The sequence below is a fragment of the Sphingomonas sp. genome (assembly GCF_035944535.1).
In the GTDB taxonomy this organism is placed as follows: domain Bacteria; phylum Pseudomonadota; class Alphaproteobacteria; order Sphingomonadales; family Sphingomonadaceae; genus Sphingomonas_B.
This window is the reverse complement of the sequence record NZ_DASZBC010000003.1, coordinates 202,094-218,143: the sequence shown is the minus strand read 5'-3', so window position 1 is coordinate 218,143 and position 16,050 is coordinate 202,094. Positions and strand designations below refer to the sequence as shown.

Sequence of the window (16,050 nt, the reverse complement as noted above, 5' to 3'; positions counted from 1 at the left end):
TATTCCCCCACTTCAACGCCAACCGCTGCCGCCCGGCTTATCGCCGATGTCGGCCAGCATGCGCCCCGCCCCTTCTTATCAAGTCCGTTCCGCCGCGCTAGTGACCGCCTCCACAAAAACGACGGAAGTGCTGATGGTTGAGATTGAGAAGACGGCCGCACAGAAGGTCCCGGCCGCCAGGATCGCGCTGTTCGGGGCGGCGGCGTTGGCGATCGTCGCGGTGGGTGTGGGCGTGTCGCGCAATCGTGCCGCCGATGCGCCTGCACCGGCGCCTTCCGCTTCGGCCAGCGCGCAGCCGGACGTCAACGCGATGATTTCGTCGCTTGAGGCGAAGCTCAAGGCCAATCCGAACGACGCCGAGGGCTGGCGTATGCTCGGCTGGTCCTTCTTCGAAACCGGCCGCTTCGCGGAGTCGGCGACCGCCTATCGCAAGGCGACCCAACTCAAGCCCGACAATGCCGATTACTGGTCCTCGCTTGGCGAGGCTTTGGTCCTGGCCGGATCGGGCGATGTGCCGAAGGACGCATCCGCCGCCTTCAAAAAGGCGCTGTCGCTGGACCCGAAGGACCCCCGCTCCCGCTATTTCATCGGCGTCGAGCAAGACATGGCGGGCAAGCATGCCGAGGCCATCGACACCTGGATGGCGCTCCTGAAGGACACCCCCGCCGGCGCGCCTTGGGAAGCCGACGTTCGCAAGACGATCGAACAGGTCGCGGAGAAGGAGAAGATCGACGTCAAGGCCCGCCTGGCCGCTATCCGCCCGGCCGCTCCCACCGGACCCGCTGCGGCATTGAACGGGATTCCAGGGCCGAGCCGCGAGCAAATGGCCGCTGCCTCGAAGCTGCCGCCCGGAACGCAGGAGGAGATGGTGCGCGGCATGGTTGACGGCCTCGCCGCCAAGCTCCAGGCCAATCCGAAACAGCCCGATCGCTGGATGATGCTGATCCGCAGCCGCATGATGCTCGGCCAGAGCCGCGAGGCGAGCCAGGCCCTACAACAGGCCATTGCCGCCAATCCGGGCTCCCGCGCCGAACTGGTCCAGGCGGCAAAGACGCTGGGGGTACCCGGCGCCTGATCTTTATGGCCCGGGCAGTTTCTCTTTGTTGCAATCCCATGCTGCGGCGCGCAATTGCCGGAGCACTATGGCGCAGAAATGGACTCCCGACAGCTGGCGCCGCCACGAAGCGCGCCAGCTCCCGACCTACCCCGACCCCGCCGCATTGGAAGCGGCGGAGGCGGAGCTGCGCAACTTCCCGCCTCTCGTTTTTGCCGGCGAAGCGCGCGAGCTGAAGGCGGATCTGGCCGAGGTTGCGGCGGGCAAGGCCTTCCTCCTCCAGGGGGGCGACTGCGCGGAAAGCTTCGCGGAGTTCCACCCGAACAACATCCGCGACACCTTCCGCGTGATCCTGCAGATGGCTGTGGTCCTGACCTTCGCATCGAAGCTGCCGGTGGTGAAGGTCGGCCGCATGGCGGGCCAGTTCGCCAAGCCGCGTTCCTCCGACCTGGAAGAGCAGGACGGCGTCTCGCTCCCTTCCTATCGCGGCGACAATGTCAACGACATCGCCTTCACGCCCGAAGGCCGCGCGCCCGATCCCCGGCGGATGATCAAGGCATACAGCCAGTCCGCCGCCACCCAGAACCTGCTGCGCGCCTTCGCGCAGGGCGGTTACGCCAACCTGCACCAGGTCCATCGCTGGACCCATGATTTCATGGGCCGCAGCCCTTGGACGAAGAAATATACCGACCTCGCCGACCGCATCGGCGAAGCGCTCGACTTCATGGCCGCGTGCGGCATCAACCCGGACACGGTGCCGCAGCTCAAGGGCACCACCTTCTACACCAGCCACGAGGCCTTGCTCCTCCCGTATGAGCAGGCGCTGACCCGGCAGGATAGCCTCACCGGCGACTGGTACGACACCAGCGCGCACATGCTGTGGATCGGCGACCGGACGCGCTTCGAGGGTTCGGCCCATGTCGAATTCATGCGCGGCATCGGCAATCCGATCGGCCTCAAATGCGGCCCGAGCCTTGAGCCCGACACGCTGCTGCGGCTCTTGGACACGCTCAATCCAGGCCGCGAGGCCGGCCGGATCACGCTCATCACTCGCTACGGCTATGACAAGATCGAGGCCGGTCTGCCCAAGCTGGTCCGCGCGGTCACCCGCGAAGGGCATCCGGTCGTGTGGAGCTGCGACCCGATGCACGGCAATGTCGTCAAGGCGGCGAACGGCTACAAGACCCGCCCCTTCGACCGCATCCTCGCTGAAGTCCGCGGCTTCTTCGCCGTCCACCGCGCCGAAGGCAGCTTCGGCGGCGGCATTCACGCCGAGATGACCGGCCAGAACGTCACCGAATGCACCGGCGGCGCGGTCGACGTGACTGAACAGAGCCTCGCCGACCGCTACCACACGCACTGCGACCCGCGTCTCAACGCTGCGCAGAGCCTGGAACTGGCGTTCCTGCTGGCCGAAATGCTCAACCAGGAGCTGGCGGAGCGGCGCAAGGCGGCGGCGTAAGCTCTCCACACTATGCAGCAGAACGCCTCTAGGTCGTCTGCGCCACGATGAGCACTGGTCTAGGCTCTGCGAGTGTCTCGGGACCAAGCGTCTTTAACTAACTTGCCGCGGCTCAGTCCGTCGCGACCACCGTGCCGGGCGTGTACGAACGCTTGAGCGGGAGTAGCATTTGATACCGCGGCTCGAACTGATGGTAATGCCCATAAATGAGATCGATAAGTGCCTCTCCATCTATCAGGCGCAGATTGGGCTTCGTGCGCTCAAACGTTCGGGCATCTGCGGAGAAGCCGCCTAACGTGACAAAGAGACCGTGCTCACCGTGCTCAATCGCGCCATGAAGTTGCTGGACTTCTGGTCGGCCCACTGTGCTCGTGATCTGCTTGCATTGAACCTTGATGATAGGTGGCTCGAAACCGAGTTCGTCGCGATGTGCGATTATGTCCACGCCGCCATCACCTGAGGCCTGAGTAACTCGAGCGAAATAACCCATGCACTTCAGAAGATGCGCCACGAAGTGTTCAAACTGGTACGCGGTTTGCGCAGTCTTGAGACGCTTGATTATAAAGTCTGCGGTGGACTCCTCCACCTGCTCCGCGACACGCTCGGCGCTTGCCTCATCGAGAGCTTCTGGCTCAAGCGACCTACCTTCCAATGCGGCGATAAATTCATCCGCGTTGGAGCTGACCTGAAACAGCGTCAGCGCTGATCCTATTTCGTTCAGAGCGCTCTGCGAGAATGACGTACGCGGAATATGCTTTAGCCAAGCCACCCTCCGAATGTTCGGCCGATTGAGCGGTTTGGACACGTCGTAAATATATGGACTGTCGACCACTCCAATGTTTACCATGCGGTCAGGCTTGGAAGGGAAGATCACCAGGTCGCCCGGCTGCATTTCTACGGCGAACCTATAGAGCAGTCCCGCGCCGACAGGGATCTCGCCTGGCTTGGCATTCGGGAACGCGCGTGCATAGGCCGCTTTGAACGCCTCTCTCGTTGGCTTGATCTGACTTAAATCACCGAGCTGGTGCCAACCGATCGCAACATGTCCGTCCTGAACGGGTGTAAGGCCATGCTCTCTGGGCATGTGGATGCCCCAGATCGTTCGCTTGCTCATGTCAGCGGCTTTGAACCACTTCCCTCAACTACACCATATGAGTTGGCCGTGTCTCAGACTCATGCCGCCTTCTGCAAGTGCCGCCGGCCGAGCAGCTCTGCGATCTGGACGGCGTTGAGCGCGGCGCCTTTCCTCAGGTTGTCGCTGACGCACCAGAAGGCGAGGCCGTTTTCGACCGTCGGGTCCTCGCGGACGCGGCTGACATAGGTGGCGAACTCGCCGACGCATTCGATCGGGGTGACGTAGCCGCCATCCTCGCGCTTATCGACCAGCATCACGCCCGGCGCCTCGCGCAGGATGCGCTGGGCGTCTTCTGCCGAAAGCTCATTTTCCATTTCGACATAGACGGCTTCGGAGTGGCCGACGAAAACGGGGACGCGCACGCAGGTGGCGATCACCTTCACCTTGGGATCGAGGATCTTCTTGGTTTCGACCACCATCTTCCATTCTTCCTTGGTCGAGCCGTCGTCCAGGAAGCTGTCGATGTGCGGGATCACGTTGAAGGCGATCTGCTTGGTGAACTTCTTGGGCTCCGCCTGCTCACCGACGAAGATGTTGCGGCTCTGCTCGAACAGCTCGTCCATGCCGTTCTTGCCGGCGCCGGAGACGGACTGATAAGTCGCGACGACGACGCGCTTGATCCTGGCGGCGTCGTGCAGCGGCTTCAACGCGACGACGAGCTGCGCGGTCGAGCAATTCGGGTTCGCGATGATGTTCTTGCGGGTGTAGAGGTTGATCGCGTCCTGGTTCACTTCGGGCACGATCAGCGGCACGTCCGGATCCATCCGGTAGAGCGACGAATTGTCGATCACCGTGCAGCCGGCGGCGGCGAACTTGGGGGCGTAGATCCTGGTCGCTTCCGAGCCGATCGCGAACAGGGCGATGTCCCAGCCCTTGGGATCGAAATGCTCGATATTCTGGACCTTGTAACGGCGGCCGGTCTCGCCGAACTCCACTTCATCGCCCTGGCTGCGCGAGGAAGCGAGCACCGCCAGGTCGTCCAGTGGGAATTCGCGCTCGGCGAGGATGTTCAGCATCTCCCGTCCGACATTGCCGGTGCCGCCGGCGACCACCACCCGATAGCCCATCTTTTGCCTCCACATGCGTCCGCTTCCGGACACTCGATCGTTCGTGAGCGGACACTTCGATTACGTATGTAGTCGAAAACCCGCGGAAATCCCTGGATGAGCGCTTTGGCCCGTCTCTTGCGAGGAAGCGAGATAGATATTCCGGAGGTCATATGAAAGTCGCCTTTGCACTGCCGCTGCTGATGCTGCTCAATCCGCCGGCCGAGGTGCGACCGGTCGCCACCGCCGTGGCGCCTGAGAACAATGTCGCGGTCGAGGCGCCCTGGACGGCGAAGCTCAGCAAGTCCGACGCCGGCATGCTGCAGCTGAACGTGATGGAGCGGCGCGGATCGATGCTGGGCACCGGCGTGAAGCTGGCCGAGCTGGAGGGGCTGAGCGCGGCCGATCTCGACAGCAACAGGCCGGTCACGTTCGTGCTGCGGCGCGAGGCGGGCACGATGACCTTCTCCGGCCGTTTCCGGGGTGGCGAGGGCTCGGGCACGCTGCGCTATGACGGAAGCGCCGCCTATTGGTCGCGAATCGCCGCCATGGGCGTGCCCAATGACTGGAGCGAGCGCCGCTACCAGCTGCTCGCCTTGCCCCTGCTTGACGTGCGCACCGACTATATCGCCGCGCTCCGCCGCGAAGGCGCGATGGGGAGCTTAAGCGACTATGTCGGCATGAAGGCGGTCGATGTGCAGCCGGAGATGGTGCGCGAAGTGAAGCCGCTGATCGCGGGCGCGCTGCAGCCGCACGACCTGATGTCCTTCGCCGCGCTGGGCGTGACCGCCGACTATGCGCGCGAGATGCGCGGCGCCTTTGCCGGCCTGAAGGCAAGCGATCTGAGCTCGATGAAGGCGCTGGGTGTGAAAGGGGCCGACGTTGCCCGCTTCAAGGCGGCCGGGCTCGACGTGACGCCACAGGGTGCCGCGGGCATGAAGGCGCTGGGCGTGACGCCGGACTATGTGGCCGACATGCGCGCTGCCGGCGCGGCCATCCGCACGGCCGGCGACGCACAGAGCTTCCGCGCGCTCGGCATCTCGCCGGCCGCCGTCCGGCGTACGGTCGAACGCGGCCGCCCCAATCCGTCGGCGTCGGACGTGATGGAAATGAGCATGCGCTAACCCTCCTCCACCGGGAGGGCTGGGGCGGCTCTGTAGGGGAGAGCCGCCCCTTTCTTTTCACGCGCGACCGAGCGCCTCGCCGACGATCCGTTCCGCCTCGGCAAACAGTGCCGGATCGACCTGGGCGCCGGACGCGGCGGCGTTCTCCTCGACCTGGGCTGGGCGGCTGGCGCCGATGATCGCGGAGGCGACGTTCGGCTCTTTCAGCACCCAGGCGAGCGCGAGCTGGCCGAGGGTCAGCCTGGCTTCGGCCGCCAGCGGCTTGAGGCGCTGTACCGCCTCCAGCACCGGCCGCTGCATCCAGCGGTCGATCCAGCCGCCCATTTCTTCCGAAGTAGCGCGAGTGCCGGGCGGCGGCGGCGCGTCGGGTGCGTATTTCCCGGTCAGCACGCCCTGGGCGAGCGGCGACCAGACGATCTGCGAGATGCCGTTGTCGCGCGAGAGCGGGATGATCTCCCGCTCAGGCTGGCGCCACAGCAGCGAATATTGAGGCTGGCTGGAGACGAACTTCTCCGCACCCCCCACCGCCATCGCCTCCCGCACCCGGTCGGCGGGCCATTCTGAAAAGCCCAAGTAGCGGACCTTGCCGGCCTTCACCGCGTCGGTCAGCGCCAGCATCGTCTCGTCGATCGACGTGTCGGGATCGTGGCGGTGGCATTGGTAGAGATCGATCACGTCCACCCGCAGCCGCTTGAGCGAAGCATCGAGCTGTTTTTCGACCTGAGCGCGGGACAGGCCGCGATCCGTCTCTGTCATCGGGAAGAACAGCTTGGTCGCAATGATGTACTTGCTCCGCGGCACGCCGCTGAGGACGGCGCCGAGAAAGCTCTCCGCCGCGCCGCGGCCATAGATATTGGCGGTGTCGATCAGGTTGATGCCCAGGTCGAGCGCGCGGTGCACGCAGGCGGCGGCATTCTCCGCATCGACGCCGACGCCATAGGTCAGCCAAGAGCCGAGCGAGATTTCCGAAACCTGAAGATCGCTCGATCCGAGCTGACGATAGCGCATGGTGTCCTCCCGACTAACGAACACATCATGACCGCAGTCGATCCCGCCCCGTCAATGCGGCATGTTCGGGAGCTTGCGGACGACCTGCTCGAAATGGCGCACGCCTTTGACCCAGGGATCGTCGGCCTGATCCCGCAAGGCCTTGTCGCCAGTCGCGATCCAGTAAGGGAAAGCCGCCCGCACCTCGCAACTCTCGACGCAGCGCGCGGCGAAGACCTCGCCTTGACGGTCGACCTCAGGATCGACGCTGAATGGCGCATCGTCCGGCACCGTGTCGATCGCCTCGTAGCGAAGGGCGGCGGGGAGCTGCTCGGCGCGGTTCCAGATCAGCGGCGGCATGGCGACGATCGGAAAGGGTGAGCCGGAGGGGAGCAGATAGGGGCCGAGATCGATCAGCCGGTCGTCGGTCTCGATCCAAAGGTGCGGATAAAGTTCGGGACCGTCCTGGAAGCCTTGAAGGGCGTAGCGGGAGCCGAACTTCGCCACGACCAGCGCCGTGAACCGCCCCCCGACGACTCGGTTTGGAATGCCTTGCTGGAGCAACAGGGTCCGAATACCGCGAGCGGCAAAGGCACAGCGGCGAAAATAATCATGGGCGAATTGCTCGCGCAGACAGCCGAGCACGGCAGCCAGGATCTGGGCCATGCGCTCGACCTGCGAGCCGTCGCCGTCTTGACCGTGCCGCTGCCCCGAGGCAGCCGCCCACCCCTTGCCATTCATAGGCGGAGCCCCCAGCCCCTTGGAAGAGGGTAAAGCGCGCAAGCGGCCGGGTCTTGTAAAAAATCGACATCTGCTTCTCACCGGTCGGGCGCGATGAAGCCCAGTCGCGCTTCCACCGAAAAGAGTCGGTCGGGCGTGTAGAAGCGCAGCGGCCAGTCGCGCCGGCCGCGCTCGCTCAGCAGCAGCTTGTTGGTCCGCGCGCACAGCTCCAGCCCTTTCGTCTCCGCAGCATGATCCCGGATCGCGTTCAGGTAGGTGAGGGTGATGGTGTGGTGATAGCCTTCCGTGTCGCTGTTCCGGCCCCCGACGCTCTCGTTGAAGCGACGGATGAAGCCGGGCAGTTCCGCGTCGAGATCGAGCTCGGGCCGTTCGACCACCAAGTAAAGGGTGGCGCCAAGATGCGCCTCGTGCGTCCATTCGGCGCGCTCCAACGCGCAGGCGATCAGCCCTTCGCCGAGGCGGCGGACCTCGGCGGCGGTGGTGAACAGGCGGGGTGAATGGTCGGTCATCCGGATCGGGCTCCTTGTCAGGGTGCCCGATCCGTCAGTGACCGGGCTGTTTAGGCGGCCTTGGGGGCGCTTTGTCGGACCCCCTCGTCGACATGGCTTTCAAACTGCGCGAAGTTGTCGATGAATTGTTGGACGAGCTTGGCCGCGGTTTGATCGTACGCGTCCTTGTCAGCCCAGGTGCTGCGCGGATCGAGGATCGCCTGATCGACGCCGGGCACGCTCACCGGCACCTTGAAGCCGAAGTTCGGATCGGTGCGGAACTCGGCATTGTTGAGCGAGCCGTCGAGCGCTGCGTTCAAGAGAGCGCGCGTCGCCTTGATCGGCATGCGCGAGCCGGTGCCGTATTTGCCGCCGGTCCAGCCGGTGTTGACCAGCCAGCAATCGACGCCGCCCTTGGCGATCCGCTCCTTCAAAAGATTGCCGTAGACGGACGGATGGCGCGGCATGAAAGGCGCGCCGAAGCAGGTGGAGAAAGTCGCGTCCGGCTCGGTCACGCCGATCTCCGTACCCGCCACGCGCGCGGTGTAGCCGGACAGGAAGTGATACATGGCCTGATCGGGCGTCAGCTTCGCGATCGGCGGCAGCACGCCATAGGCGTCGGCCGTCAAGAAGATCATGTTGCGCGGGACGGGGCCGAGATTCTTTTCGGAGCAGTTCGGGATGAACTCGATCGGATAGGCACCGCGGCTGTTTTCGGCGAGGCTGTTGTCGTCGAAGTCGAGCTCGCGAGTGACTGGATCGATGACGACATTCTCGAGCACGGTACCGAAGCGCTTGGTAGTCGCGTAGATTTCAGGCTCTGCCTCCGGCGAGAGACGGATCATCTTGGCATAGCAGCCGCCTTCGAAGTTGAAGACCGCCGTGTCCGACCAGCCATGTTCGTCATCGCCGATCAGCGTACGACTGGCGTCGGCCGACAGAGTAGTCTTGCCGGTGCCGCTGAGGCCGAAGAACACCGCCGTGTCGCCGTTCGGGCCGATATTGGCCGAGCAATGCATCGGCATCACGCCCCTGGTGGGCAGCAGATAGTTGAGGATGCCGAACACCGACTTCTTCATCTCGCCGGCATAGGCGGTGCCGCCGATCAGGATCAGCTTCTCGCTGAAATTGACGGCGATTACCGTTTCCGAGCGCGTGCCATGACGCGCCGGATCCGCCTGGAAGCTTGGCAGGTCGATGATCGTGTATTCGGGCTGGAAGCCGGGAAGGTCGCTCTCTTCCGGGCGCACCAGCAGCGTGCGGATGAAGAGGTTGTGCCAGGCGAACTCGTTGATGACGCGGACGCGCACCCGGTGCTCGGGCTGCGAGCCGCCGAACAGGTCCTGCACGAAAAGGGTCGGCTTGGTTTTCAGGTGGGCGAGGAAGTCCTGCTTCAACGCCTGAAAGTGCTCGGGGGTCATGCCCTTGTTGGTCTTGCCCCACCAGACGGTCTGCTCGGTCTCGGCATCGCGGACGATGAACTTGTCGTTGGCCGATCGGCCCGTGTGCTTGCCGGTCGCGACGACCAGCGGACCGTCCTTCGCCAGCACACCCTCGCCGCGGCGCACCGCATGCTCGATCAGCGGCGCCGTCGTCAGGTTCCAGTGGAGCTCGGCACCGGTGTCGATACCCATGTGAGCGAGGGTGTAAGCAGGCGCGCGTTCGGCCAAGAGAATCCTCCCCAAACAATGACAAAGGGCGCGCCTCCGAGGACCGGGGCACGCTCCGTTACGCCGCCGGATTACCCCCGCGACTCCTTGCCGTCAAATGAACGAGATGGTGGATGGGTTCCGCCGGGCGCTTCCGCTTGCCTCTTCAGGCGCTTTCCACTAAGGCGCGCGCGTCCGGCGAGCCCAGGTCTCGCGGAGGAAGGCGCAACGGGGTTCCGGTGCGCCCTTTTGGCATTCTTGTCGAACCTCCTCTGCAGCATGGGTCAGCTTGATGCTTCACCGGCATGGGGCCGGTGGGGCGGATTGGCCTTGTCCTCTCGGGGATAGACCGTCGGAACCAACCGGCTGGCCAGCAACTGTGAAGCAGGAAGTTATCCCCTCTATGGCCACTGCGGCTTTTCCCACGCGCTCCGACTTCGAAGCGCTTCTCAACGAAACTCTGGGCGGTGCGAACGAAGGCTTTGAAGGCCGCGTCGTCAAGGGCACCGTCACCGCTATCGAAAACGACATGGCCGTCATCGACGTCGGCCTGAAGTCCGAGGGCCGTGTGCCGCTCCGCGAGTTCGCAGCGCCGGGCCAGAAGGCCGAGCTGAATGTCGGCGATGAAGTCGAAGTGTTTGTCGACCGGGTCGAGAACCATTCCGGCGAAGCGATGCTGTCGCGCGACCGCGCGCGCCGCGAAGCCGCCTGGGACAAGCTGGAGGGCGAGTTCGCTGCCGGCAACCGCGTCGACGGCGTGATCTTCGGCCGCGTCAAGGGCGGCTTCACCGTCGATCTCGGCGGTGCCGTGGCCTTCCTGCCCGGCAGCCAGGTTGACATCCGCCCGGTTCGCGACGTGCAGCCGCTGATGGACATTCCCCAGCCCTTCCAGGTGCTGAAGATGGACCGTCGCCGCGGCAACATCGTCGTGTCGCGCCGCGCCGTGCTGGAAGAGACCCGCGCCGAGCAGCGCACCGGCCTGATCCAGAGCCTGCACGAAGGCCAGGTGATCGACGGCGTCGTCAAGAACATCACCGACTATGGCGCGTTCGTGGACCTGGGCGGCATTGACGGCCTGCTCCACGTCACCGACCTCAGCTACAAGCGGGTCAACCACCCGTCCGAAGTGCTGAACATCGGCGACACGGTGAAGGTGCAGATCATCCGCATCAATCGCGAGACGCAGCGCATTTCGCTCGGCATGAAGCAGCTCGAGAGCGATCCGTGGGAAGGCGCCTCGGCTAAATATCCGATCGGGGCCAAGCTGCATGGCCGCGTCACCAACATCACCGAATATGGCGCCTTCGTCGAACTGGAAGCCGGCATCGAGGGCCTGGTCCACGTCTCCGAGATGAGCTGGACCAAGAAGAACGTGCACCCGGGCAAGATCGTCAGCACCTCGCAGGAAGTGGATGTCATCATCCTTGAGGTGGACGAAGAGAAGCGCCGCATCTCGCTGGGCCTGAAGCAGGCGCAGCAGAATCCGTGGGAAGCCTTCGCCGAGAAGCACCCGGTCGGCAGCCAGGTCGAGGGCGAAGTCAAGAACGCCACGGAATTCGGCCTGTTCATCGGCCTTGAAGGCGATGTGGATGGCATGGTGCACATGTCGGACATCGCCTGGGGCATTTCGGGCGAGGACGCGCTCAACCTGCACCGCAAGGGCGAGACGGTTCAGGCCGTCGTGCTCGACGTCGATGTCGAGAAGGAGCGCATCTCGCTCGGCATGAAGCAGCTCGAGCGTGGCGCCCCGTCGGGTGCCGGCGCCGACGCTTCGCGCCTGCGCAAGGGTGAAGTCGTCACCGTCACCGTGCTCGAGGTCCGCGATGGCGGCCTAGAAGTGCAGGCCGGCGACGATGGTGCCACGGGCTTCCTCAAGCGCTCGGATCTCGGTCGCGACCGCGACGAGCAGCGTCCGGAGCGCTTCCAGGTCGGCCAGAAGTTCGACGCCATGGTGACCGGTTTCGACCGTTCGAAGAAGCCGACTTTCTCTGTCAAGGCGATGCAGATCGAGGAAGAGAAGAAGGCGGTCGCCCAGTATGGCTCGTCCGATTCGGGCGCCTCGCTCGGCGACATCCTCGGCGCCGCGCTCAACAAGGCGCGCGAAGAGAGCAAGTAAAGCAAGCAAGCACGGAAAACCGCCATTCGTTAACGAGTGGCGGTTTTTTCCGACGTGACTCGCAAGAGCCGGGACCTTGCGCTATGCTTGCCCAAGTAATGTAGCGTAATCAGTCGAGTGGCGGTCTGGGGGGACCGTCGATGATTGGTGGGGGATCAGCGCTCCGACGTTCGGATGACGCTCCAGCTTTGGCCCGCCAGGCATGAAAGGGAGCCACATGATCCGGTCCGAACTCGTCCAGATGCTGGCAGCCGACAATCCCGGCCTGTCCATCAAGGAGATCGACAGGATCGTCTCCATCTTCTTCGACGAGATCAGCCAGCGCCTCGCCGATGGCGGCCGCGTCGAACTGCGCGGCTTCGGCGCCTTCTCGACCCGCGCGCGCGATGCCCGCACCGGCCGCAATCCGCGCACCGGCGAAACCGTCGATGTCGACGCAAAGCGCGTGCCCTACTTCAAGCCCGGCAAGGAAATGCGCCAGCGCCTGAACGTGTGAGGCTTAAAAGCTCAGGTCCCTGCCCTCGCTCAAGCGGCGTTCCAAAGTCTGCTTCATAGAGACCGGCTGCGCCGGTTTGCGCGGCCGCCTGAGCCGCAGGGCGGCGCCCACGGCGAGCCCTGCCAGCGTGAAAAGCAAGAGGCCCCGTACCGCCTCGCGGCGCAGCACCGCACCCGTCGCGTTGTTCCGCGGGTAATCGAACGTGACGAGCGCCTCTTGCGGACCCCTAGTAAGGGTGATGCGGCCATCATCATCGAAGCGTCGCCATTCCAGCCGGGGCTGGAGCGCAGTCGGCTTGCCGTAGCGCCCGACGAGCAAGGCATGGCCGCGGTCGAAGTCGCGCCGGTCGAGCGCCAGCTGCAGGGTGCGCACCCGGCCGCGCGCATCCAGTGTCATGACGCCGCGGTCCAGCCGGAGGTCCCCGAACGTGTTGCGGGTCAGGGTGCATCGATAGCCAGCGCCCTCGGCGGTGCAGTCGGCGAGGTCGGTACGATCGGAATAGTCCTGGCCACCGTCGATCTCGCCGAAGCTGAGCGGCGCAGCCTGCAACGGCGCCGCCGCAAGCAGCGCTACGGCGAAATGAGAGTGGCGGAGCATGCGGGCGCAGAACGGCCCGCCTGCCCCTGCGGTTGCATCAGCTCTTCAGGCGATAACCGGTGCGGAAGATCCAGGCGACGATGGCGAGGCACAGTAGGAAGATGCCGAGGGTGATCGCGAAGCTTAAGCCCACCGCCACGTCCGAGGTGCCGTAGAAGCTCCAGCGGAAGGCATTGATGAGATAAACCACCGGATTGAACAGGGTGATGGTCCGCCACGGCTCCGCGAGCATGTCGATCGAGTAGAAGGCGCCGCCGAGGAAGGTCATCGGCGTGACGATCAGCAGCGGCACCACCTGCAGCTGCTCGAACCCTTTCGCCCAGACGCCGACAATGAAGCCGAACAGGCAGAAGGTCGCGGCGATCAGCAACAGGAATGCGATCATCACGAACGGATGCTCGATCCTGACCGGCACGAACAGATTGGCGGTAAGCAGGATGACGAGTGCGACGATCACAGACTTGGTCATCGCCGCGCCGACATAGCCGAGCACCGTCTCGAATGCGGAGAGCGGGGCGGACAGGATCTCGTAGATGGTGCCAGTGAAGCGCGGCATGTGGATGCCGAACGAGGCGTTGAAGATGCTCTCCGTGAACAGCGACAGCATCATCAGCCCGGGCACGATGAAGGCGCCATAGGGCACACCGCCGATCTCGGTCATCCGCGATCCGATCGCCGACCCGAACACGATGAAGTAGAGCGAAGTGGTTATCACCGGCACGGCGAGGCCGGTCCACAGCGTCCGCTTGAAGCGGTGCATTTCAAAGCCATAGATGGCGAGCACGCCGCGCAGGTTCATGCTGCCCTCCCCTGATGCACGAGATTGACGAAGATGTCCTCGAGCGAGCTTTCGCGGGTGGCGAGATCCTTGAAGCCGATGCCGAGGTCCGTCAGCCGCCGGATCAGCGACGCGATCCCGGTGCGCTCTGCATTAGCGTCGAAGGTGTAGACGAGCTGATTGCCCTCGCCTTTCAGTTCGAGCTGCCAATCGGCGAGCTCGGGCGGAATGGCGGCGAGCGGCTCGGCGAGAGTCAGCGCCAGTTCGCGCTTGCCGAGTTTCGCCATGAGCGCGCTCTTCTCCTCGACCAGGATCAGATCGCCGCGGCTGATCACGCCCACCCGGTCGGCCATCTCCTCCGCTTCCTCGATATAGTGAGTGGTGAGGATGATGGTGACGCCCTGCTCCCGCAGCTCACGGACCATGTCCCACATGCTCCGGCGGAGCTCGACATCGACGCCGGCGGTCGGCTCGTCGAGGAAGAGGATGCGCGGTTCATGGCTGAGAGCCTTGGCGATCATCACCCGGCGCTTCATGCCGCCGGACAGCTCCTTGATCTTAGTGTCGCGCTTGTCCCAGAGCGACAGCTGCTTCAGCGTTCGCTCGATATGGGCGGGGTTGCGCGCCTTGCCGAACAGGCCCCGGCTGAAGCTGACCGTGTCCCAAACCGTTTCGAACTGATCGGTGGTCAGCTCCTGCGGCACCAGCCCGATCGCGCGCCGGCTCTCCCGATAGCTGGAGATGATGTCATGACCATCGACGATCACGCTGCCGGAGGTGGGGCGGACGATGCCGCAGATGATCGAGATCAGCGTCGTCTTGCCGGCTCCATTGGGGCCAAGCAGCGCGAAGATTTCGCCTCGCCCAATCTCCAGATCGACGGGTTTCAGCGCCTGATGCCCCGAGTCGTAGATCTTGGTGAGGCCGGCGATGCGGATGATCGGGTCCATGCGGCTCGCGTAGCGGCAATCGGACCGGCCTCGCAACCATGGGCTTGACCCGCCCGACACTCGCACCGATCAAGCAGACGCCTGGCGCAAGCGGACGTGGCGAAATCGGTAGACGCAGCGGACTTAAAATCCGCTTCCCTATGGGAGTGCGGGTTCGAGTCCCGCCGTCCGCACCAACGCCGGCTACTAGAGCCGGTCGAAGTCGATCGGCTGGTCCTTGTTCAGGGCGGCTCCCGCTTCCGGCATCGGGTATTTGAGGCCGGTGGCGCAGTTGAACAGCACCGCCTGATCACCCTCGCCGATCCAGCCTTCGACGAGCGCCTGGCGATAGGCGGCGAGCGTCGCGCCCGCTTCCGGGCAGAGGAGCAGGCCGTCCTGGCGGGCGGCATCGGCGACGGCGCCGAGGATCGCTTCGTCCGGAACGGCAACCGCCCTGCCCCCGCTTTCGCGGACGGCGCGGAGGATCAGGAAGTCGCCGACGGCTTTGGGAACGCGGATGCCGGCGGCGACGGTATGGCCATTTTCCCAGCGCTCGGCATGCTCGACGCCGTCGTCGAACGCCTTGACGATCGGCGCGCAGCCGGCGGCCTGGACGGCGAACATCTTCGGCCGTTTCGGGCCGATCCAGCCCAGCGCCTCCAGCTCGTCGAACGCTTTCCACATGCCGATCAGGCCGGTGCCGCCGCCGGTCGGGTAGAAGATCGCATCGGGCAGCTCCCAGCCGAGCTGGGCCGCAAGCTCGAGGCCCATCGTCTTCTTGCCCTCGATCCGATACGGCTCCTTCAGCGTCGAAAAGTCGAACCAGCGGCCTTCCGCCGCGCCCTTCCCCACGATAGCGCCGCATTCGTCGATCAGCCCGTTGACGCGATAGACGCGCGCACCCTGCAGCGCCGTCTCTCGGATGTTGATCTCCGGCGTGTCGGCCGGACAGAAGACGATCGTCTCGATGCCACAGCGGCTGGCATAGGCAGCAAGCGCGGCGCCGGCATTGCCGTTGGTCGGCATCGCGATGCGCCTGATGCCGAGCGCCTTAGCCATCGACACCGCCATGACGAGGCCGCGTGCCTTGAACGATCCGGTGGGTAACCGGCTCTCATCCTTGACCAGCACGTTCGCGCCGCCGCTCTTCGGCAGCGGCACGAGCGGCGTTTCGATTTCGCCCAGGCTGACGATGTTGTCGACGTCGCGCACCGGCAGCAGCTCGCGCCACCGCCACATGTCGCTCGGCCGCCGCTCCAGATCAGCGCGGGAAAGACCGGCACGGACCGCGTCGAGTTTGTAGCGGACGAGCAGCGGCCGGCCCTTGTCCGACAGGCCATGCACCTTGTCCGCCTCATAATGCTCGCCGCTGATCGAGCATTCGAGATGAGTGACGTAAGTGTTTCGGGCGGAAACGAGATTTTGAGACCAACGCATGGGGAGCCCTT

The 16,050-nt window shown here is 64.6% G+C and carries 15 protein-coding genes and 1 tRNA gene; 6 read left to right on the top strand and 10 right to left on the bottom strand.

What is annotated here, in order from left to right:
• Positions 1–133: 133 nt before the first annotated feature.
• Entirely contained in the window at positions 134–1,075 is a 942-nt protein-coding gene (locus VGT77_RS02945; protein WP_327459405.1) for a tetratricopeptide repeat protein, read from the top strand.
• A gap of 67 nt (positions 1,076–1,142) precedes the next feature.
• Positions 1,143–2,516, top strand: coding sequence for a class II 3-deoxy-7-phosphoheptulonate synthase (locus tag VGT77_RS02940; RefSeq protein WP_327459403.1), 1,374 nt, complete (start codon positions 1,143–1,145; stop codon positions 2,514–2,516).
• Positions 2,517–2,628: 112 nt separating this feature from the next.
• On the opposite strand, the gene VGT77_RS02935 is transcribed toward VGT77_RS02940, so the two are convergent.
• Together VGT77_RS02935 and VGT77_RS02930 are read right to left on the bottom strand one after the other, a co-directional pair.
• On the bottom strand, positions 2,629–3,630 hold the full coding sequence (locus VGT77_RS02935) for a restriction endonuclease (RefSeq protein ID WP_327459401.1): 1,002 nt from the start codon (positions 3,628–3,630) through the stop codon (positions 2,629–2,631).
• Positions 3,631–3,689: 59 nt separating this feature from the next.
• The gene (locus VGT77_RS02930; RefSeq protein WP_327459603.1) at positions 3,690–4,718 is read right to left on the bottom strand and encodes an aspartate-semialdehyde dehydrogenase; all 1,029 of its coding nucleotides are present in this window, start codon (positions 4,716–4,718) and stop codon (positions 3,690–3,692) included.
• 152 nt (positions 4,719–4,870) lie between these two features.
• On the opposite strand from VGT77_RS02930, the gene VGT77_RS02925 reads away from it, so the two are divergent.
• The gene (locus VGT77_RS02925; RefSeq protein WP_327459399.1) at positions 4,871–5,821 is read left to right on the top strand and encodes a hypothetical protein; all 951 of its coding nucleotides are present in this window, start codon (positions 4,871–4,873) and stop codon (positions 5,819–5,821) included.
• A gap of 57 nt (positions 5,822–5,878) precedes the next feature.
• On the opposite strand, the gene VGT77_RS02920 is transcribed toward VGT77_RS02925, so the two are convergent.
• The 4 genes from VGT77_RS02920 to VGT77_RS02905 all read right to left on the bottom strand — a co-directional run bounded on the left by VGT77_RS02920 (position 5,879) and on the right by VGT77_RS02905 (position 9,707).
• The gene (locus VGT77_RS02920) at positions 5,879–6,829 is read right to left on the bottom strand and encodes an aldo/keto reductase family protein (protein ID WP_327459398.1); all 951 of its coding nucleotides are present in this window, start codon (positions 6,827–6,829) and stop codon (positions 5,879–5,881) included.
• Positions 6,830–6,880: 51 nt separating this feature from the next.
• The gene (locus VGT77_RS02915) at positions 6,881–7,549 is read right to left on the bottom strand and encodes a hypothetical protein (protein WP_327459396.1); all 669 of its coding nucleotides are present in this window, start codon (positions 7,547–7,549) and stop codon (positions 6,881–6,883) included.
• A 77-nt stretch (positions 7,550–7,626) separates the two neighbouring features.
• A complete protein-coding gene (locus VGT77_RS02910) occupies positions 7,627–8,058 on the bottom strand; it encodes a hypothetical protein (RefSeq protein ID WP_327459394.1) in 432 nt (143 codons plus the stop codon).
• 50 nt (positions 8,059–8,108) lie between these two features.
• Entirely contained in the window at positions 8,109–9,707 is a 1,599-nt protein-coding gene (locus VGT77_RS02905) for a phosphoenolpyruvate carboxykinase (RefSeq protein ID WP_327459392.1), read from the bottom strand.
• Positions 9,708–10,089: 382 nt separating this feature from the next.
• Here VGT77_RS02905 and rpsA point away from each other — a divergent pair, with 382 nt between their 5' ends.
• Positions 10,090–11,802, top strand: a complete 1,713-nt coding sequence (rpsA, locus tag VGT77_RS02900) for a 30S ribosomal protein S1 (protein WP_327459390.1) — start codon at positions 10,090–10,092, stop codon at positions 11,800–11,802.
• A 217-nt stretch (positions 11,803–12,019) separates the two neighbouring features.
• Positions 12,020–12,298 (top strand): integration host factor subunit beta, encoded by a 279-nt coding sequence (locus VGT77_RS02895; RefSeq protein WP_327459388.1) that lies wholly within the window; start codon positions 12,020–12,022, stop codon positions 12,296–12,298.
• A 3-nt stretch (positions 12,299–12,301) separates the two neighbouring features.
• On the opposite strand, the gene VGT77_RS02890 is transcribed toward VGT77_RS02895, so the two are convergent.
• From VGT77_RS02890 to VGT77_RS02880, 3 genes are read right to left on the bottom strand one after another with little or no spacing between them, the layout of a single operon-like run.
• On the bottom strand, positions 12,302–12,895 hold the full coding sequence (locus VGT77_RS02890; RefSeq protein WP_327459386.1) for a hypothetical protein: 594 nt from the start codon (positions 12,893–12,895) through the stop codon (positions 12,302–12,304).
• 37 nt (positions 12,896–12,932) lie between these two features.
• Positions 12,933–13,694 (bottom strand): ABC transporter permease, encoded by a 762-nt coding sequence (locus tag VGT77_RS02885; RefSeq protein ID WP_327459385.1) that lies wholly within the window; start codon positions 13,692–13,694, stop codon positions 12,933–12,935.
• Entirely contained in the window at positions 13,691–14,623 is a 933-nt protein-coding gene (locus tag VGT77_RS02880; protein WP_327459383.1) for an ABC transporter ATP-binding protein, read from the bottom strand. The genes VGT77_RS02885 and VGT77_RS02880 overlap by 4 nt, the downstream gene beginning before the upstream one ends.
• Before the next feature lie 90 nt (positions 14,624–14,713).
• Between VGT77_RS02880 and VGT77_RS02875 the strand changes: the two genes are divergently transcribed.
• Positions 14,714–14,799 (top strand) — tRNA-Leu (locus VGT77_RS02875).
• 10 nt (positions 14,800–14,809) lie between these two features.
• Here the strand turns inward: VGT77_RS02875 and VGT77_RS02870 are convergent.
• Positions 14,810–16,039: a threonine synthase gene (locus tag VGT77_RS02870; RefSeq protein WP_327459381.1), complete on the bottom strand. Its 1,230-nt coding sequence runs from the start codon at positions 16,037–16,039 to the stop codon at positions 14,810–14,812.
• Positions 16,040–16,050: the final 11 nt, after the last annotated feature.